The organism is Variovorax nitratireducens, from assembly GCF_051216545.1.
Classification (GTDB): domain Bacteria; phylum Pseudomonadota; class Gammaproteobacteria; order Burkholderiales; family Burkholderiaceae_C; genus Variovorax.
The window spans coordinates 172292-192325 of record NZ_JBPJZO010000003.1 but is presented as its reverse complement, the minus strand read 5'-3'; the positions used below and the strand labels follow the sequence as shown (position 1 = coordinate 192325).

Below are 20034 nucleotides of genomic sequence, written 5' to 3'. Positions count from 1 at the left end.
TGTCCGTGAAGACCTACTCAGCGCCCCACGTCCTCCCAGTCCACCCAATCCACCGGATGGGTCTCGAGATATCGGCTGACGGTGGCACCGATGGTCGGAAAGAACGCCGCTTCCCCAAGCCGATCGAAAAGCCCGAACCGCTTCAGCTTGTCCTTGACGGGATCCTTCATCTCGGCAAAGCACAACTGAATGCCAGCCGCCCGCAAGGTTTCGATCAACTCGGCCAGCATGTCGGCGGAGGTCACGTCCACGCTGGTGACTGGTTCCGCCGCAACGACCAGCCAGCGCACAGGCGTAGGCGATGAAGCCACAGCGTCGAGCGCCCGGTCCTGGAACAACTCGGCGTTGGCGAAAAACAGCGGAGCATCCCACCGAAACAGAACCAGGCCGGGGACGAGACGCGCACCGGGATAGCGTGTGATGTCGTGGTAGCCCTTGACGCCGTCGACGCGTCCCAGAACCGCAAAATGGGGGCGCCAGGCATCCCACAGGAATTCGATGACCGCAATCACGATGGCCAGGCCAATACCCTCAATCGCGCCCAGCACGGCCACGCCGACGGTGCAGGCGATCGATAGCCAGAACTCCCAGCGCTGGATGCGATAGATTCGCCGCAGATCGGTGACCTCGATCAGGCCGATGGCCGATGCGATCACGACAGCGGCCAGTGCGCTGGTGGGCAAGTTTTTCAGCAGATCCGGCGCCACCACAAGCAGCAGGGCAACAGCCAGCGCGCCGACGACTCCGGTCAGCTGGGTCTTGGCGCCTGCGGCCTCGGCCACGGGAGTGCGTGACGAACTGCTGCTGACAGGAAAGCCCTGAAAAAGTCCGGCCGCCAGGTTGGCGGCGCCGAGCGCCACCATCTCCTGGTTCGGGTCGGCATAGGTGCGGGTCCTCGCCGCATAGACACGAGAGAGCACGCTGGTGTCGGCGAACGAGACGAGAGCGACGGCGCAACCGCCGATCAGGACGGGGACGATGTCGGCGGCAGTGAGCCACGGGATGGTGAACGCAGGCAGACCTTGGGGGAGGGCGCCGAGAACCGACACCCCAGCACGTGCCGCAAGGCCCAGCACGCCAACGACGAGGGTCGCTCCGACCACGGCGATCAGGATGCCCGGCAAGCGCTTGCTGCCCTTGAGCAGCAGGATGACCGCCAGGGTGCCTGCGCCGACCATGAACGTGGTCCTGTTGGTCTTTCCATCCATCACCGCTGTAGCGATTGCCCGTAGGTCTTTCAACGGTCCGTCACCCTCGATCGAAAAGCCGAAAAGCTTGGGCAGTTGGCTGATCAATACCGTCAGCGCGATGCCATTCATGTAGCCGTAGCGAATCGGCTTGGAGAGAAGCTCGGTGACGAAGCCCAGGCGCGCGACTCCGGCGAGGATGCACACCGTCCCCGACACGATCGCCATCAGGCCCGCAAGGGCGACCGCGCGAAGCGGGTCGCCGCCGGACAGCGGAAGGACGACGGCGAGAATGACGGCAGCCAATGAAGAATCCGGGCCCAGCACCAGAATCCGACTGGGTCCGAACACGGCGTACGCGAGCAACGGAACGATGGTCGCGTAGAGGCCATAAATGCCGGGTAAGCCCGACGCCTCCGCGTAGGCGATGCCGACGGGCACCAGCATCGTGGTCAGCACCAGTCCGGCAACGATGTCGTGCCGCAACCAGGCCACTTGGTACCCGCGCAGTGTGCGGAGTCCCGGCAGCCAGCGGCTCCACCCGGTCTGATCGGCGGCCTTCGCCCGCCGCGCAATACGGCCCGGTTCCGGGAGGGGGGACGAAGGATCCAAATTGCTCATAAGTCGCTGTCGCTTGGTGGAGAGTGCAGATGCGCGTAAAGAAAGGCAAGGGGAAAGATGCGGGTGCTGACGCTGCCCGCTTCGACGTGTCGCGCAAGATGTTTGCCGAACCCTTGATGCACTGCCGCATGCGGCACCCATTCGATGCGAATGACACGGGCCTCACTGGGTTGCCGGCGAGGGGAGGCTCTTGATGAAGACTTTCATTTCGTTCAAAATAATGGTGTAAATCATTTACACCATATTTGAAAATCCTCAATGACTGACTTCGATCTGACCCACAACGAAATGGCTTTCGAGCCCAGCGACGCGACCGACCCGGCAGCGATCGACTCCGCGATCCAGGCACCGGCAGAGGCGACAACTCCCGACACAACGCAGCGGCCATCGAACCCGCCAAGCGAGGCGCCTGTTGCACGCAAAACGTCGGCGCTCAAGAAGGCGCCGGTGCGCAAGCCCAAAGTAGCCGCGACGAAGAAGGCGGCCGCCAAGAAGGTCTCGCCTCGGAAGGCCAAGCCGGCAAAACCTCTGACCACGACGTCCTCGGCGAAAAAGAAAACGGTGGTCAAGAAAGCGGTATCAGCCAAAGTCGGCGTCAAAACCGCCGCGTCCAAGAAGCTGACACCAGCTAAAAAGGCATCTGCCAAGAAGATATCTGCGAAGAAGGGGCCACTGAAGGCCAAGGCGGTGAAGGCTGTGGTCGCGCCTGCTCAGGTCTCAAGGCCTGCTGCTCCCCGTACGGTACTGGCGACGTCTGTCCAGGCCACTGTCCCCGAATCCGTCCGCGGTGCAGCCAAAACCAAAGCCAAACTCGTGCGCGACAGTTTCACGATGCCCCAGCAGGACTTCGGTCTGATTGCCGTCCTCAAGGACCGCGCGCTAGGTTTCAAACGCCCCGCCAAGAAGAGCGAGCTTCTGCGCGCCGGGCTGCACGCGCTTCAACGACTCACCGATACCCAACTGCGCGGTGCGCTGGATTCGCTGGCGCCGCTGAAGGCTGGGCGTCCGAAGAAGTAGGCCAACTGAAGCCCGCGGGGCAACCTCAGGTCATTGGCGATGCCTGCCTGCGCAGGGAGGCCTAGCCAAGAGGGGGCGGGCGCTGGGTTGAGTGCAAGAGGCTTGAATAGCCTTCCCAACTGTGCCTGCCGCTCCTGCGGAGAAGGCGGTCGCGGCCATGAGCGAACAGGTTCTGATGCACGGACTCCGTGGCCTCAACGGCCTCGAGCTCGTGCTTTACCTGCTGCACCGAATCATCGCCTTCCCCGTAGCGATCCTTCAGATCCGTCAGAAGATTCTTCAATTCGCAGAGATATCGGGACATCTTTATCGCTCCTCAAGATGAAAAGGTATGCGAAGCCCAGAGGGGAAAGGCTGGGAACATACTCCAATGGCCCTGGCGAAGGCGTAACAAAGTTTGGCGCGAGCCTCTCGACCGAGCGCGCCGTGTCGCGGTTCCAGGTCTTCAGGGTTTGGAGCGCGCAGAAGGAGTGTGCCCGGCCGTCATCCACGGCGTGGTCCGATTCATCATCGTCAGCGACGACGGGAATCCGGAGGCAGGCTTTCGTGCTGCCGGGTGGCTGAAGTCACATGCACGTCAGATTGCAATGCGAGGATTTGCAGTGACGGTCGTGGACGCTGGTAGGGAATGCAATTTGCGCCTCGAATCCTGAGGTTCCCGATGTCCTCGACCGTCTCTACAACAAGCGTCCGTCTTGGCCCGCGCGCGCCAGGTGGGATCGCCGCTTTCGGTCGTGGTGTGACTCAGGGCAGCACCATGACCTGCAAAGCCAGTCGCAGTCCATGCTCGTACGCCTCATCGACCGATATCGCACGAGCGGCCCGTCCTGGCTGGTTCGCGTCGAGTGCATCGCGCGTCGAACTGTCGGGTGTGACTGCCACCAGGTCATGCCATCGCGAAGCGGGCAGCATCAAGGCCTCGCCGCCGGCCCCTCGCAGGACGATGCCTGCGAGACGACCACTGGCATCGAGAACCGGTCCCCCGTGCGGCCCGTCGGCGACCTCGATACCCAATCGCCGAAGCTTGGCGTTGCCCTCGACGAGGCCGAAGAAGCCTTGGCTCAGCGACGGCCACGCGGGCACCGCGGTGTCGGATGGCGCGTATTCCACGGCAAAGCCGACGCTCCCGGCGAACGGAGCACGACCCGGCACGGGCTGCGTTCCATTGCCATCGAGCGCGGCATCCAGGCGCAGCAAGCTCAAGCCCAGGGCTTCGAAGCCTTGCTTCACTGGATCGACCCGCGCCCGCGTGGTTCGCCCGAGCCCGTTGCGTACCCAGAGTTCGCCGGATGGGGCGAGGCGCGCGACTGCGCTGGGTATCAGGGCCATCGTTCCTTCGTTGATCAGCACGCCGCTGGACACGACTCGCGCCGCCTCCGGCACCGCGGCCTGCCTACCTTCCATCAACGCCTGCGGCGCCATCCGGTGTGGGACCTGCAGCAGCAGACCGGTCGCCAGTCGCCTCGGCGCCGAGAAAGCCCGGCGCACCTCGAACGCCACGGGGTCGTGCGGCGAGCGCTCGAGGGTGGCATGCAGCGTGCGCTCGGCGACCGCCGCTTGCCCGCCCGCGCGCAACAACCATGCATACAGGGCACCCGCCGGCGCGGATTCCAGGTGGGCGCCGGCAACGTGGGCGCAGAACGCCAGTGCGCGCCGGTACTGCCCAGCCTGCATGTAGGCCCGCACCAGCCCCATCTCGGTGTCGGGGGCGTGCAGCATCATCGCGGCGCGATCGAATGTATCCGTGGCGGCCACCGTATCGCCGCGCGCGAGTTCTGCTTCTGCGCGCCTCAGCAGCGCCAGACGGGCGGCCACCACAGTTGGGTCGAGCACGCGCATGTCCGTGATCGCTGCGGCAGAGCGTGGCGCGACACCGCTCGCCGCGGGCTGTGCGTTGACGGGCGCGGCGGGCACGCCCAATGCGACCCACGCGAGCGCGACCAGGGACACATCACGAAGGCTCGCCTTCAACTCTCGAGCCCGTCAAGGTACCTGCGTGATGCGGGGGATCGCCAGCGCCGGCAGCGTCGGGTCATAGGCGGGCTTCGGCGCCTTGTAGCCGGCGTTGAGATAGGCGGTGAGTGCATCGATGTCCTGTGCGCCGCCGAGCACGTTGGTGCCGCCCAATAGCACCGTGAAGCCGTCGCCGCCGGTGGCCATGAAATTGTTGACGGTGACCCGGTAGGTTTTGGTCGGGTTCAGCACGACGCCGTTGGCCACGATCGTCTCCGGGGCGCCTGTCGCCACGGGCGGTGTGACAGTGACGTCGGTCGGTGTCAGCACCATGCTGACGATCTTCGAGCAAGGCGCGGCCGACGCGCTCCATGCGTATTTGACGCCGTTCGACACCTGCATGACGCGCTGCGCGGTCTGGCCCCGGCATCCGGTGAACTGCTGCTCCAGCACGTCCTTGAGCTGTTGCGCGGTCAGCGTCAAGGTCACCAGACTGTTGCCGAAGGGCTGCACCGTGAAGGCGTTGCCATAGGTGACGTTGGCGGGATAGCTGGCACCAGCGACCGCGAAGCCAGGATTTCTCACGCCGCCGGCGTTCATGAACGCCATCACGGCCCCGCCGAGCGCCGCCGGCTGAGTGGCTTGCAACTGAGCGTCGGCGATCAGGCTGGCGGCCGGCATCTCGCCTGCGCCATTTGCTGCATTGGGCAGCGGCGTGGCGATGGTGCCGATCACCTGGTTGGCGAGCGGCGACACCAGTGCGCTGTACCCGTCGACCACGTTCTTCACGCTGGGGTCGGTGACGATCGCCTGGTTGATCGCCACGTCCGTGCGATCCACCAGCCGGTTCGTCGCTGAAACGGCGATCACCTCGTGTGAGCGCGGATGCAGCGTCAGATCGATGTCGGTCAAGACGCGGCCAAAAGCGCTTGCGCTCGTGACTGGAATCAGCCGACCGTGCCTGTTCGGCAATCCGGTCGGGCGCGGCGTGCTCACAGTCGCGCCGTTCACGCTCTTCACGTCGACAGTGTTGGACGAACAGTTGTACGCGGCATGCGTGTGCCCGCTGATCACCAGGTCGACGCCGTTCCCGAGGCCCTTGACGATCTTCGCGATCTCGGAGTCGCTGCCGTCGGCGTTCTTCAGGTCACCATCACAGCCGTTGATGTCGCCGACGTTGGGGCTGGTCTGAAACCCGCCCTGGTGCACCAGCACGACGATCGCTTGCACGCCCTCTGCACGCAGGCGCGGCACCAGGGCGTTGACTGTCTGCGCCTCGTCGCGGAACTCGAGGCCGGCTACGCCGGTCGGCGTGACGATGCTCGGCGTGCCCTTCAGGGTCATGCCGATGAAGGCGACCTTCGCACCATGGAAAGTCTTGATGCCGTAAGGCGGGAACAGGGTGCGACCCGTGGCCGTCTCGACGACATTGGCGGACAACCACTTGAACTTCGCTCCGTCGAAGGTGCCAGGCGCATTCGAACCCAAGCCTTTGCAGCTGTTGGGATCCGGCACGCCATCGGTGAGCTTGCAGCCACCGTTCTGCAGGCGCTTGAGCTCCGCAGAACCCTTGTCGAACTCATGGTTGCCGACAGCGTTGAAGTCGAGGCCGATCTTGTTGAGTGTTTCGATCGCAGGCTCGTCGAAGAACAAGGCAGAGATCAGCGGCGACGCACCGATGAAATCGCCTGCGCCAACCACCACATTCATTACGTTCTGCGATTTCAATCGGGCCACATAGGCCGCGAGGTATTCGGCGCCGCCCACGGCGGGCCGCTGGGCCGCCGGAACCAGGGTGTTGACGCCGAAGGTGCCAGGCGATTGCAGGTTGCCGTGGTAGTCGTTGAAACCGATGATCTTGATCTTGATCGGTTCGCGCCAACGGCCGCGGCGGTCGTCATCGCGGTCTCGGTTCCGTCCACGCGCATCGTCGCGGTCCCTCTCGCGGTGGTCGTCGTTGGCTGCGACGATCTGCCGCGGCCCGGCGGCGCCAGGCTGGGCGTGCGCTGGAAGGGCGCCGACGCCGGCAGCAGCGGCGGTCAATGCACAGGCGAGCATGAAGCGGTTCGTCGGCATGGCGGATTCCTGGTTGATCCATCGGCTTCGAAGGGCGCGGGGTCCGCGCTGGCGCTGACTTTCGCGGTCGTGGGTGACCGTGTCGTGACGCCCAGTGCGCAGCCTCAGCCGCCCCTCCGCGGCGAGATCGTACGTTGTCCTACAACTAGCCGCCGACTGCTTACCTTTTGAATCAAATATTCCTTGGATTCTCCCATTGACTCCCCGAAGGGGCGCCTCCAATAATTCGCCCGCTGCGGCGTAGACAACTGGTGTTGTACGACATCTGACGACCGGAGCGCGCTTACCCCATCAATCAATAGAGGGAAATGCCATGAAACGCAGACAGTTTGCAATTTCGGTCCTGTCACCCGTGGCGCTGGCCGCCTGTGGTGGCGGCAGCGACGGGCCCAACTTCCCGATCCCCGCGCCGGCTCCAGCTCCCGCGCCGGCCCCCGCGCCGGGCCCCGCGCCCGCCCCGACATCGCGGGCCACCGCCGCGGCGGCACTCAAGCGCGCCGCCACCTATATGGACGAAGTCGTCTCCTACCGGGGCGGCTATGTCTGGTCGTATTCACCCGACCTCACACAGACTTTTGGCGAAATGGAAGCCAAGCGCACCATGCTTTGGCTGCAGCCGCCGGGCACCTCTTCCATCGGCCATCTCTATCTGGATGCCTATCACGCGACCGGGGATGAGCGCTTCTACGATGCGGCCGACCGCACAGCCAAGGCAGTCGCCGCTGCCCAGCACAGCTCGGGCGGATGGAACTACATCTATGACTTCGCCGGCGAGGCGTCGCTGCAGCACTGGTACGAGACGGTGGGCATGAACGGCTGGCGCCTGGAGGAGTTCCAGCACTACTACGGCAATGCGACCTTCGACGACGCCACCACCGCCGTGGCTTCGCAGTTGATGCTGCGCATGTACCTGGAGAAAAAGGATCCGGTCTACCAGGCCGCGACCGACAAGGCCATCAAGTTCATCACCGATGCGCAGTTCGGCCCTCAGTTCGGCGTGGCCGACGGCGGCTGGCCGCAGCGCTTTCCGCACAACCCGAACGCGATCAGCTCGATGCCCTTGCCCAACCCGCAGCAGTTGCCTGTGGGCGCGCGTGCGGGCATGGAAGACAGCGACTACACGCTGCATGTGACTTTCAACGACGACGTCATGGGCGAGAACATCAAGTTCCTGACCATGTGCGTGATGACGCTGGGCCGCACGGACTTGGTGACCAGCATCACGCGGGCAATGGATTGCATGCAGCGGCTGCAGTGGACCTCAGCGGTGCAACCTCTGCAGTCGGGTTGGAGCCTTCAGCACCTGTCGCGCATAACGAATGGCCGCCCTGCAGGCGCTCCGGCCGGTGCGCGTTCTTACGAGCCGCGCTCGCTCGCCACTCACACGACGCAGACCAACATTCAGCAGTTGTTCGGCTACTTCACGCTGACCGGGGACAAGAAGTACCTGTCGCAGTTGCAGAAGGCGATCGATTGGCTGAAGTCACCCTTGATCCAGCTTCCCGCCAACGTCGCGACCATCAATCCGCTGCTCGCGGGCCGCAATGTAGCCACGTTCATCGAACTCGATACGAACGAGCCGCTCTATATCCACCGCTACGGCTCCAACATCCATAACGGTGCGTACTTCTTCGACAAGGACATCACCAACACGATCAGCCACTATTCGTCGGGCCGCTCGGTGGATACCGGCGCGCTGCAGAAGCGCCTGGACGAGCTCAATGCGATGACGCAGGCGCAGATCGACGCGATGGTCGCCAAGTCGCCGTTGCGGGCCGCCTCGGCCCGTGCCCTGCCGAAATACTTCACTGCCGTTCGCGAAGTGGATTTCCCGGATCTGTTCGAAGGCGCCGTGCTGAAGACGCCGGTGGTGCCGGAAGCGGAGGTGCAGACGATCGTGGCCGCGCTGGTGGATGGCAAGTACTGGACCGCGCCCGTGCCCGAGATCGTGAACCCGTATCGCGGCAACGGCCCGACGACGCCGTACACCGGCACAGCCTATCGCAGCCGCCACGTCGGCGATGTCTACGACACCTCGCCCTATCCGGCCGATGTGCCGCCCGACATCGCACCGTATGTGAAGCGCGAGAAGCCACAGTTCATCATCACGTCGAACTTTATTGCCCGCATGGGGCGGCTGATCTCATTCATTTCACCGGTGACCTGAGCCCGGCTTTAGCCGTGCGAGGATGTTCTGGGTGCGGCCCTCCCGCCACCCGGAAATCGGGCGATCGGGCCACGACCGTGCCGATCTCCTGCATCAGGGCCCGCGCTCCGGGCGAGGGGAATGCGCCCAGCCGCTGGGTGATCCCGATTTCGCGGCGCGTCTGGTCGAGCGGAAAATCCAGCACGACCAGGCTGCCGTCCCGGATCTCGTAGCGCAGCTGGTGGGCCGAGATCGCGGTCAACATGTCGCTTTCGAGCAGCAGGCCGCGCAGCACGGCGAGGTCGCCGGTCTCGACCGCGGGCACCGGCGGCGCCTGCCGCGCTTGCGAGAAAAAGCGCTCGAGGAGTTCGCGCGACGGTGCGCCGTGGCGCGAGAGCGCCCACGTCGCCTGGCGCAAGGCATCGAAGTCGATGCGCGCAGCGCGCGTGAGCGGATGGCCGGCGCGTGCGATCACCGAAATGCGATCCTCGAACAGCGCTTCCTGCTGCAAATCCTTTGCCTCGTCGGCGCTGCGCAGTGCGCCCAGGATGAAGTCGATGTCACCGCTGCGCAGCGATGCTGCCAACGCGTCGTACGGGCTTTCGACCGTCGCGACATGCAGTTGCGGATGGCGTGCGAGCAGCGAAGCGATCGCGAGCGGCAGGATCCGCGTGCGGCCGAGCGGTAGCGCCCCGACGTTGACGCTCCCCTGCAACGTCCCTTCGCTGGCCGCAATGTCCGGCCCGATGTGCCGCAGTTCCGCAAGCACCCGCTTGAAGTAGAACGCCACCACTTCGCCCGCCGCCGTGGGCGCCAGCCCGCGCGTCTTGCGATCGAAAAGCGCGATGCCGAGCCCGCGCTCCAGCGCCTTCAGCGCACTGCTGATGGCCGGCTGCGTAATTCCGAATTCGCGCGCGACCATGGGCATGTTGCGGTTTTCCACCAGGCTCGCGATCACCGCGAGGCGTCGTCCGTTGAGGATCGAGGTGAACAGCGAGCTGACCCCGGCGGAGGCCCTGTTGCCGTCGCGCAGGACGAGCTGGCCGCGTGCGTCTTCGAACTCGCGCTCGATGCGGCGCGCCCTCACCAGCACCAGTTCGCCGTACGAGTTGAGCGTCATGCCGCGCGACCGGCGATCGAACAGCGGGCGGCCCAGCGTTTGCTCGAGTTCGGAGATGGAACGCGTGACGCCCGAGGCGACGCGGTACAGATCCTCGGAGGCTGCGGCAATGCTGCCGGCCGCGGCCACCGCTGAGAACGCGCGCAGGTGCCGCAGATTGATGGCAAGGGCGCCTCCCTGCGTCCTGTCGATAACTTTGTCTTGTTGTTCCCTGTGCGTCACGGTCGCCTGTGTCCTCTTGCAAATGGGTTCGATGGTGCTGCGGGTAAACCCCATTCGATAAAAAAGTCTGATGGGAGGGTAACGCGAATTCAGCCCACGCGCCGGCGTCGGCCATCACACTCGACGCAAGCCATCAACCCATTGGATTGCAGATGATCATCGACTGCCACGGCCACTACACCACGGCGCCCAAGGCGCTGGAAAACTGGCGCAACCAACAGATTGCGGGTCTGAAGGATTCCGCGCTGAAGCCCCGTGTTTCGGATCTGAAGATCAGCGACGACGAGCTGCGCGAATCGATCGAGAGCAACCAGCTGCGCCTGATGAAGGAACGCGGCAGCGACCTGACGGTTTTCAGCCCGCGTGCCAGCTTCATGGCGCATCACATCGGCGACTTCGAGACCAGCGCCACCTGGGCCGCGATCTGCAACGAGCTCTGCCACCGCGTGGCGCAGCTGTTCCCGGATCACTTCATCGGCGCGGCCATGCTGCCGCAGTCGCCCGGCGTGGATCCGCGCAGCTGCATCCCCGAGCTGGAGCGCTGCGTTCGCGAGTACGGCTTCGTCGGCATCAACCTCAACCCGGATCCATCGGGCGGCCACTGGACCTCGCCGCCGCTGTCGGATCGCCACTGGTATCCGATCTACGAGAAGATGGTCGAGCACGACATTCCGGCGATGGTGCATGTGAGCACGAGCTGCAACGCCTGCTTTCACACCACCGGCGCGCACTACCTGAATGCCGACACCACTGCCTTCATGCAGTGCCTGACTTCCGACCTGTTCAAGGACTTCCCGACGCTGCGCTTCGTGATCCCGCATGGCGGCGGCGCGGTGCCCTACCACTGGGGGCGCTTTCGTGGCCTCGCGCAGGAGCTGAAGAAGCCGTTGCTGAAGGATCATCTGCTGAACAACATCTTCTTCGACACCTGCGTCTACCACCAGCCCGGCATCGATCTGCTGACGCGCGTGATCCCGGTCGACAACATCCTGTTCGCGAGCGAGATGATCGGCGCCGTGCGCGGCATCGATCCGGAAACCGGATTCTTCTACGACGACACGCGGCGCTACATCGACGCGACGCCGATGCTCGACGCCGACACGCGGCACAAGGTGTTCGAAGCCAACGCCCGCCGCGTTTACCCGCGCCTCGACCGCGCCCTCACTGCCAAAGGCCTTTGACCATCATGTCCACCTCCTCCGCGCTTCAACAACTCGGCGTCGTCCATCGCAACATCACCCGTGCCGACCCGGCCGCGGTCGAGAAGCTCTCGCGTTTCGGTGTCTCGACCGTGCATGAGGCGCTCGGTCGGCTTGGACTGATGCAGCCGCGCATTCGCCCGATCTACACCGAGGCGCGCATTTGCGGAACAGCCATTACCGTGCTGCTGCAGCCCGGCGACAACTGGATGATGCATGTCGCGGCCGAGGAGATCCAGCCCGGCGACGTGGTGGTCGCCGCCTGCACCTCTGACAGCACCGATGGCTTCTTCGGCGACCTGCTGGCCACCTCGTTCCAGGCGCGCGGCTGCAAGGGCCTGGTGATCGACGGCGGGGTGCGCGACGTGCGCGACCTCACCGCGATGAACTTCCCGGTGTTCAGCCGCGCCATCCATTCGAAGGGCTGCATCAAGTCGACGCTCGGTTCGGTCAACGTGCCGGTAGTGTGTGCCGGCGCGCTGGTGCAGCCGGGCGACGTGGTGGTGGCCGACATCGACGGCGTTGTGGTGGTGCCGGCTGCGCGTGCGCAGCAGGTGGCCGATGCGGCCGAGGCCCGCGAGGCCAGCGAGACCAGCAAGCGTGCGCGCTTCGCCGCCGGAGAGCTGGGCCTGGACATGTACGCCATGCGCGAGTCGCTGGCCAAGGCCGGCCTGCGCTACATCGACTGACGGCGACCGGAGCCCACACCCCATGGCTCGCATCATCGGCGCTGTCGCGTGTTCCCACACGCCCACCATCGGCTTCGCTTTCGACAAGAAGAAGCAGCAGGATCCAGTGTGGGCGCCCATCTTCGAGGCCTTCGGGCCCGTGCAGCGCTGGCTCGCGGACAACCAGCCCGACGTGCTGTTCTTCATCTACAACGACCACGTCAGCTCGTTCTTCTTCGACCACTATTCGGCCTTCTCGCTCGGTGTCGGCGAGCGGCACGAGGTGGCCGATGAAGGCGGTGGCGCGCGCGACCTGCCTTCGCTGGCCGGGCACGCGGCGCTCGCGCAGCACATCGGCCGCTCGCTGGTGGCAGACGAGTTCGACATGTCCTTCTTCCAGGATCGGGCGCTGGACCACGGCGTGTTCTCGCCGCTGTCGCTGCTCTGTCCGCAGGAGCCCTTGCCCGGCCGCTCCGAAGAGGGCTCGCACCGCAGCCCGTCAGGGCGGAGGTCATCCAATACGCCAGCCTGGCCGTTCCCCGTGGTGCCGCTGCAGGTCGGCGTGCTGCAATCGCCCGTGCCGTCGGCCCGGCGCTGCTACCGGCTCGGGCAGGCATTGCGGCGCGCCATCGAGAGCTATCCGGAAGACCTGAAAGTGGCCATCGTCGCCACCGGCGGGCTGTCGCACCAGGTGCATGGTGAGCGCGCGGGCTTCAACAACACCGCGTGGGATGCGCAGTTCCTCGACCTGATCGAGAACGACCCGGTACGGCTCACCGAGATGACGCAGGCCGAGCTCGCCACCCTCGGTGGCATGGAAGGCGCGGAAGTGATCATGTGGCTGGTGATGCGCGGCGCGCTCTCTTCCAACGTGCGCAAGACGCACCAGAGCTACTACCTGCCGTCGATGACCGGCATCGCCACCGCCGTCTACGAAAACCTGGCCAGCCCGCCGGTCGCCGGCGAGGTCGAGCGGCACCGCCGTCACATCGACGCGCAGCTCGCGGGCGTCGAGGCGCTGGCGGGCACGCACCCGTTCACGCTCGAGACCAGCGTACGCGCTTACCGCCTGAACAAGTTCCTGCACGGCATGACGCGCCCGGATCATCGCGCCCGCTTTGTCGTCGACCAGGAGGCGGCGTTCGAGGCTGCCGGCCTGACTGCGCCGGAACGCGACCTGGTGCGCCGGCGTGACTGGCGCGGCCTTATCCACTACGGCGTCATCTTCTTCATGCTGGAGAAGCTGGGCGCGGTGGTCGGCGTCTCCAACCTGCATATCTATGCCGCCATGCGCGGGCAGTCGCTGGAGGAATTCCAGCAAACGCGCAACGCGCCCGGCGCGCTGTATTCGGTGGCCGGCAAGGACGCGGCCCCGCAGACCTGGAACAAATCATGAAGATGCTTTCTCGCCGCCCCCTGCTCGCCTCGCTCGCCCTGGCCGGGCTGTCGGCGCTCGCCGTGTCATCGAAGGCCGGCGCAGCGGATGCTTACCCTTCGAAGCCGATCAGGATCATCGTCGGCTACGGCGCCGGCGGCGCGGTGGATCTGATTGCGCGCTCGGTCGGCCAGCGGATGGCCTCCGTCCTCGGCCAGCCCGTCATTGTCGAGAACAAGCCCGGCGCGGGCACCAACATCGCAGTCAAGGCGCTCATCACCAGCCCGCCCGACGGCTACACCCTGATGCTGGCGGCCAACGCCCTGGCGGTGAACCCCGCACTGTTCCAGCCGGCGCCCTACGACCTGGAACGCGACCTGACACCGGTGTCCCTGGTCGGACGCGTGCCGGTGGTGGCTGCGGTGCGCGAGGGTTCGGAGTTCAAGACCTTGCCGCAGCTGGTGGCCGCGGCCAAGGCGAAGCCGGGCGTGATCGGCGTGGCAACGCCAGGCAACGGCTCGACACCGCATCTGGCAATGGAGCTTTTTCAGCACACCGCCGGGCTTTCGCTGCGCCACGTGCCGTACAAGGGTGGCTCGCAGGCGCTCACCGACGTGATGGGTGGCCACGTGGATGTTGTGGCGGTCAACGCGCTCGAGGCGGCGCCACTCGCCAAGGCAGGCAAGCTGCGGGTGCTGGCGCTGATGAGCCCCGAGCGCGCGGCGGTGCTGCCCGGGGTGCCGACAGTTGCGGAGTCGGGCTATCCCGGCTTCGAAGCGAGCGTCTGGTATGGCTTCGTCGCACCGGCCGGGCTGCCCAAGCCGATCCAGGCCAAGCTGTACGAGGCGGTGCAGAAGGCGCTCGAATCCACCGAGGTGCGCGACCAGCTCGCAGCGGCGGGTGGCGTCGCCCTGCCGGGGCCGACGGCGCAATTCGAGAAGCTGCTCAAGGGTGAAGCGGCCCGCTATGGGAGGCTGATACGCGAAGCCAACATCAAGCCGGATTGAGACAGGGCATCCGGCGTCGCGGGCACCCAGGGTTTCAAGGCCGATTGAAAAGGAGACACACACCATGGGTATCACGTTGGGCATCGTCGGCTACGGGGAAGTGGGCGGGATCTTCGGGCGCGGCCTGCTGCACCAGGCCGGCATCGACGCGGTCTGGGTCTGGGATCTCAAGTTCGCCGACGCGGCGGGCGGCCCCGCCGCGCGGGCTGCGGCGGAGGCCGACGGCATGCAGGTCGCAACGGGCATGCGGGGCTTGTGCGCCGCTGCCGGTTTGACGATCTCCGCGGTCACGGCCTCCAATACGCTCGCCGTAGCCGAGGCGGCCGCGCTGCATGCGCGTGCAGGCACCCGCTTCCTCGATCTCAATTCGGCCTCTCCGGGCACCAAGCAGCAAGCCGGCGCCGCGCTCGAGGGCGTCGGCGTGTCCTACGTCGAAGCGGGTGTGATGACCTCCGTCCCGCCCTACGGCATCCGCGTGCCGATGCTGCTGGGCGGCGCCCAGGCCGAGGCGCTGGCCGCGACGCTTTGCGCATGGGGCATGGACGCGCGCGCGGTGAGCCCGCAGCTCGGCGTGGCGTCCGCCATCAAGATGAGCCGCAGCATCATGATCAAGGGCCTGGAGGCGCTCGTGATCGAGAGCTACACCACGGCACGGCGCTACGGCGTGGAGGCGCACGTGCTGCCCACGCTGCAGGAGACCTTTCCGCAGATCGACTGGCAGCAGCAGGGCGCCTATTTCTTCAGCCGCGTGGTGCATCATGGAAAGCGGCGTGCGGAAGAAATGCGCGAGGCTGCCCGGACGGTGCGCGAAGCGGGCTTCGAGCCGGTCATGGCGACGGCGATTGCAGACAAGCAGGACGGGGTGGCGCGGCAGGCGCGGGCCGGCCTGTTCGACGGACTGGACGGGCAAAGCCCCTGGCAAGCCTACGCGGATCGGCTGATCGCGCAGGATCCACCATCCTCATGATGCTGTCCGCGGCGTGACCGGTTCGCGCTGAACACCAAGAGCGTGCCCAGGCCGCTGGTGGTGGGTGGCCCCTGCAGCGAAATAAAGGAGGAGGCCGCAGGCCGGGGGACATTCGCGGAAGGGGCCACCCGCCGCCAGCGGCCAGCCCCAAAACGCCACGCGGCCCGGCCCGATCGGGCCCGACAATTGCTGTCCGAGTGCGGCGGGTACCCGTGTAAACCCGAATAAGGTGCATACGGAGCCGGACATACGAACTATGGTGAGGGCTGTATGCGTCCGCGGCCTCGAAGCCCTAAGTTCGGTAGCGCCGGTTTTCGCATCCACGACAGCATTCAATCCATGAGCAGCAACACAAGCAGCCAGCCCCTTCGCTTCTTCCATCGCGACCGGATCGTCGACGTAAGCGGCGTGCATCCCACCCGCACCGTGCTCGACTGGCTGCGCGAAGACGCGCGCTGCACCGGCACCAAGGAGGGCTGCAACGAAGGCGATTGCGGCGCCTGCACCGTCGTCATCGGCGAGCTGGCCGAGCCGGGCGCGCCTGGCGCGGTTGGCGGGTTGCAGCTGCAAACGGTCAACGCGTGCATCCAGTTCCTGCCGACGCTGCACGGCAAGGCGCTGTTCACGGTCGAGGATCTCAAGCGGCAGTGCGGCAAGTCGCTCGACACCCGGCAGCACGACAAGCACGCCGTGCGGCAGCTGCACCCGGTGCAGCAAGCCATGGTCGAGTGCCACGGCTCGCAGTGCGGCTTCTGCACGCCAGGCTTCGTGATGTCGCTGTGGTCGAGCTACGAACACCACAGCGCAGCCGGCACCCAGCCCACGCGCCAGCAGCTGGCCGACGAACTCTCGGGCAACCTGTGCCGTTGCACCGGCTACCGCCCGATCCTCGATGCGGGCCAGCGCATATTCGACCTGCCCGCCGTGCGGCTCGACACGCAGCCCGTGGTGCGGGCGCTCACCGCCCTGCAGCGCGAAGGCACCTTCGACTACAGCACCGTCTCCGGCGGGCGCACCGATCGCTTCCAGGCGCCGACCACGCTGGCCGAGCTGGCGGCCTTGCGCCTGCAGAAGCCGGATGCGCAGCTCTTGGCCGGCTCGACCGACGTCGGCCTCTGGGTCAACAAGCAGTTCCGCGATCTCGGCGACATCATCTATGTCGGCGACGTCGCGGAAATGAAGACCGTTCGGGAGCAGGGCGGCGAGCTCTACATCGGTGCCGGCGCCTCGCTCGAAACGGCCTGGCGCGCACTCGCGCAGCGCTTCGAGGGCCTCACCGACGTGTGGCTGCGCTTTGCGTCGCCGCCGATCCGCAATGCCGGCACCATGGGCGGCAATGTCGCCAACGGTTCGCCGATCGGCGACTCGGCGCCGGTGCTGATGGCGCTCGACGCGCAGATCGAGCTGCGGCAGGGCGAGCGCGTGCGCCGCATGCCGCTGACCGGGTTCTACGTCGACTACATGACGAACCAGCTCGAGCCGGGCGAGTTCGTGCAGGGCATGGCCGTGCCGCTCTCGGTGGCAACGCGCCGCGTACGGGCCTACAAGATCAGCAAGCGCTTCGACTGCGACATCTCGGCGCTGTGCGCCGGCTTCTCGATCGCGCTCGACGGCGACACGGTCAAGGAGGTACGGCTTGCATTCGGCGGCATGGCGGCCGTGGTCAAACGCGCGGCGCAGGCCGAGGCCGCGCTGCTCGGCAAGCCCTGGACGCAGGCCAGCGTGAACGCTGCCAAGCTCGCATTGGCGCAGGATTTCAAGCCGCTGTCGGACATGCGCGCTTCGGCGGCTTACCGGCTGCAGGTGGCGCAGAATCTGATTCAGCGCCTGTGGCTCGAGACGCGCTCCACCGACGCCCTGCCGCTGGAAGCGACCAGCGTCTGGAGTGTGATGCCCCATGTGGTATGAGAACACCCCCAGTCTTCGCGCACTTCGTGTCGCTGCGCCAACCCCCTTGCAGGGGGCAACACCAGTGGCCCGGCGAAGCCGGTTCCACGGTGTTTCTGGCAGGGGCGTTGATGTGCGGCCAGGCGGGTCGAGCGCAAAGGAGCAATTGAAATGAACAAACCAATCGATGCCCGCCTGATGCAGCCCGCTGAGGCATTTGCCGATTACCTGAAGAATGCGGCCGCGCGCATCGACGTCGGTGCCGAAGCCAGGGCCCACGACGACGGCGCACGCGTCGGCATCAGCCGGCCGCACGAGTCGGCGCAACTGCATGTGGCCGGCGAAGCGACCTACATCGACGACATCCCCGAACTGGCAGGGACGCTGCATTGCGCGCTCGGCCTGTCGCCGGTGGCCAACGGCCGGCTCACCGGCATGTCGCTCGACGCGCTGCGCGCGCTGCCCGGCGTGGTTGCCGTGCTGTCCGCGGCCGATATCCCCGGCACCAACGACTGCGGCTCGATCGTTCACGACGACCCGATCCTCTGCAGCGGCGACATCCGCCACCTGGGCCAGCCGGTGTTCGCGGTGATCGCCGAAACGCGCGATATCGCGCGCCGCGTCGCGGCCAGGGCGAAAGACGTGCTCACCATCGAGGCTGCGCCGCCGGTGCTCACGCCGCAGCAGGCCCATGCCAAAGGCCAGTACGTGCTGCCGCCGATGCACCTCGAGCGCGCCACGCACGAAGGCGGGGCCAAGGCGGCCATCGCAAAAGCGCCGCACCGCCTCCAGTCGACCTTCGAGGTCGGCGGCCAGGAGCAGTTCTATCTGGAAGGGCAGATCAGCTACGCGATCCCCAAAGAGGGTGGAGCCATGCATGTGCACTGCTCGACCCAGCACCCGAGCGAGATGCAGCACCTGGTGGCGCATGCGCTGCGCCTGCATGCCAACGAGGTTCATGTCGAATGCCGCCGCATGGGCGGCGGCTTCGGCGGCAAGGAATCGCAGTCGGGCCTGTTCGCCTGCGTGGCGGCGATCGCGGCGCACACGCTGCAGCGCCCGGTGAAATTGCGGCTGGACCGCGACGACGACTTCCTGATCACCGGGCGGCGCCACTGCTTCTGGTACGAATACGAAGTCGGCTACGACGACGAGGGCCGCATCCTCGGCGCGGAGATCTCGATGGTGTCGCGCGCCGGGCATTCGGCCGACCTGTCAGGCCCCGTGATGACGCGTGCGATGTGCCATTTCGACAACGCCTACTGGCTGCCCGACGTGTCGATGCACGGCTACTCGGGCAAGACCAACACGCAGAGCAACACTGCGTTTCGCGGCTTCGGCGGGCCGCAGGGCGCCATCGCGATCGAGAACATCCTCGATACGGTGGCGCGCGAACTGGGACGCGATCCGCTGGACGTGCGGCGCCTCAACTTCTACGGCAAGACCGAGCGCAATGTCACGCCCTACGACCAGGTCGTGACCGACAACATCATCGACGAGCTGGTGACCCAGCTCGAAACGAGCAGTGACTACCGCGCGCGGCGCGCAGCCGCTGCCGCGTTCAACGCCGCGAGCCCGGTGCTCAAGCGCGGTCTGGCACTGGCGCCGCTGAAGTTCGGCATTTCGTTCAACGTCAAGCACTTCAACCAGGCCGGCGCGCTGGTGCATGTGTACACCGACGGCTCGATCCTGGTGAACCACGGCGCCACCGAGATGGGCCAGGGCGTCAACACCAAGGTCGCGCAGGTGGTGGCGCACGAACTCGGCGTGAGTTTCGAGAGCGTGCGCGTCACCGCCACCGACACCACCAAGGTTGCCAACACTTCAGCGACGGCGGCCTCCACGGGTGCCGACCTGAACGGCAAGGCCGCGCAGGACGCGGCGCGGCAAATCCGCGAACGGCTGGCCGCGTGCGCGGCCGAGCGGCATGGCGGCGACGCGGCTGCGGTGCGATTTGCCAACGACAAGGTCGTCGTCAATGGCCGAACGCTCGACTTCTGCACGCTGGTGGCCGAGGCCTACATGGACCGCGTGCAGCTCTGGTCCGACGGCTTCTATGCGACGCCGGGCCTGAGCTGGAACAAGGAAACCATGAAGGGGCGGCCCTTCTACTACTTCGCCTATGGTGCGGCCGTGAGCGAGGTGGTGGTGGACACGCTCACCGGCGAATGGAAGCTGCTGCGCGCCGACATCCTGCACGACGCCGGTCGCTCGCTCAACCCGGCGGTCGACATCGGCCAGGTCGAGGGCGCCTTCATCCAGGGCATGGGTTGGCTCACCACCGAAGAGCTGATGTGGCATCCACAGAGCGGCAAGCTCACGACGCACGCACCGAGCACCTACAAGATCCCGACGGCCAACGACTGCCCGCCGGTGTTCAACGTCAAGCTGTACGAAGGCGACAACTTCGAAGACTCGATCCACCGCAGCAAGGCGGTTGGCGAGCCGCCGCTGCTGCTGCCGTTCTCGGTGTTCTATGCCATTCGCGACGCCATTTCGTCGGCAGGCGACCACAAGGTCGACCCCCCGCTGCGGGCGCCCGCGACCAGCGAAGCGATCCTGGCGGCCATCACGGCCGTGCAGGCCTGA

General features: G+C 66.1%; 14 protein-coding genes. 10 read left to right on the top strand and 4 right to left on the bottom strand.

Annotation, left to right across the window (positions count from 1 at the left end):
* Positions 1-17 precede the first annotated feature (17 nt).
* Positions 18-1808, bottom strand: a complete 1791-nt coding sequence (locus ACSFA8_RS10130) for a SulP family inorganic anion transporter (RefSeq protein ID WP_435479386.1) — start codon at positions 1806-1808, stop codon at positions 18-20.
* A 258-nt stretch (positions 1809-2066) separates the two neighbouring features.
* On the opposite strand from ACSFA8_RS10130, the gene ACSFA8_RS10125 reads away from it, so the two are divergent.
* A complete protein-coding gene (locus tag ACSFA8_RS10125; RefSeq protein WP_435479385.1) occupies positions 2067-2825 on the top strand; it encodes a hypothetical protein in 759 nt (252 codons plus the stop codon).
* 157 nt (positions 2826-2982) lie between these two features.
* On the top strand, positions 2983-3150 hold the full coding sequence (locus ACSFA8_RS10120; RefSeq protein WP_435479384.1) for a hypothetical protein: 168 nt from the start codon (positions 2983-2985) through the stop codon (positions 3148-3150).
* Positions 3151-3569: 419 nt separating this feature from the next.
* Here the strand turns inward: ACSFA8_RS10120 and ACSFA8_RS10115 are convergent, their stop codons facing one another.
* Both ACSFA8_RS10115 and ACSFA8_RS10110 read right to left on the bottom strand, forming a co-directional pair.
* A complete protein-coding gene (locus tag ACSFA8_RS10115; RefSeq protein WP_435479383.1) occupies positions 3570-4775 on the bottom strand; it encodes a tetratricopeptide repeat protein in 1206 nt (401 codons plus the stop codon).
* Positions 4776-4808: 33 nt separating this feature from the next.
* A complete protein-coding gene (locus ACSFA8_RS10110) occupies positions 4809-7076 on the bottom strand; it encodes a bifunctional metallophosphatase/5'-nucleotidase (RefSeq protein ID WP_435479382.1) in 2268 nt (755 codons plus the stop codon).
* A 91-nt stretch (positions 7077-7167) separates the two neighbouring features.
* Between ACSFA8_RS10110 and ACSFA8_RS10105 the strand changes: the two genes are divergently transcribed.
* The gene (locus tag ACSFA8_RS10105) at positions 7168-9021 is read left to right on the top strand and encodes a pectate lyase (RefSeq protein WP_435479381.1); all 1854 of its coding nucleotides are present in this window, start codon (positions 7168-7170) and stop codon (positions 9019-9021) included.
* On the opposite strand, the gene ACSFA8_RS10100 is transcribed toward ACSFA8_RS10105, so the two are convergent.
* Positions 9002-10342 (bottom strand): LysR family transcriptional regulator, encoded by a 1341-nt coding sequence (locus ACSFA8_RS10100; protein ID WP_435479380.1) that lies wholly within the window; start codon positions 10340-10342, stop codon positions 9002-9004. The genes ACSFA8_RS10105 and ACSFA8_RS10100 overlap by 20 nt on opposite strands.
* Positions 10343-10494: 152 nt before the next feature.
* On the opposite strand from ACSFA8_RS10100, the gene ACSFA8_RS10095 reads away from it, so the two are divergent.
* From ACSFA8_RS10095 to xdhB, 7 genes are all read left to right on the top strand, one after another.
* The gene (locus ACSFA8_RS10095) at positions 10495-11523 is read left to right on the top strand and encodes an amidohydrolase family protein (RefSeq protein ID WP_435479379.1); all 1029 of its coding nucleotides are present in this window, start codon (positions 10495-10497) and stop codon (positions 11521-11523) included.
* A 5-nt stretch (positions 11524-11528) separates the two neighbouring features.
* A complete protein-coding gene (gene ligK / locus ACSFA8_RS10090) occupies positions 11529-12230 on the top strand; it encodes a 4-carboxy-4-hydroxy-2-oxoadipate aldolase/oxaloacetate decarboxylase (RefSeq protein ID WP_435479378.1) in 702 nt (233 codons plus the stop codon).
* 22 nt (positions 12231-12252) lie between these two features.
* On the top strand, positions 12253-13605 hold the full coding sequence (locus ACSFA8_RS10085; protein ID WP_435479377.1) for a gallate dioxygenase: 1353 nt from the start codon (positions 12253-12255) through the stop codon (positions 13603-13605).
* On the top strand, positions 13602-14591 hold the full coding sequence (locus ACSFA8_RS10080; RefSeq protein ID WP_435479376.1) for a Bug family tripartite tricarboxylate transporter substrate binding protein: 990 nt from the start codon (positions 13602-13604) through the stop codon (positions 14589-14591). Before ACSFA8_RS10085 ends, ACSFA8_RS10080 begins: the two co-directional genes overlap by 4 nt.
* Positions 14592-14655: 64 nt before the next feature.
* Positions 14656-15558, top strand: a complete 903-nt coding sequence (locus ACSFA8_RS10075) for a DUF1932 domain-containing protein (RefSeq protein ID WP_435479375.1) — start codon at positions 14656-14658, stop codon at positions 15556-15558.
* A 339-nt stretch (positions 15559-15897) separates the two neighbouring features.
* Positions 15898-17466 (top strand): xanthine dehydrogenase small subunit, encoded by a 1569-nt coding sequence (gene xdhA, locus ACSFA8_RS10070; RefSeq protein WP_435479374.1) that lies wholly within the window; start codon positions 15898-15900, stop codon positions 17464-17466.
* 150 nt (positions 17467-17616) lie between these two features.
* Positions 17617-20034 carry a xanthine dehydrogenase molybdopterin binding subunit gene (gene xdhB, locus ACSFA8_RS10065; RefSeq protein WP_435479373.1) on the top strand — a complete coding sequence of 806 codons (2418 nt, stop codon included), beginning with the start codon at positions 17617-17619 and terminating at the stop codon, positions 20032-20034.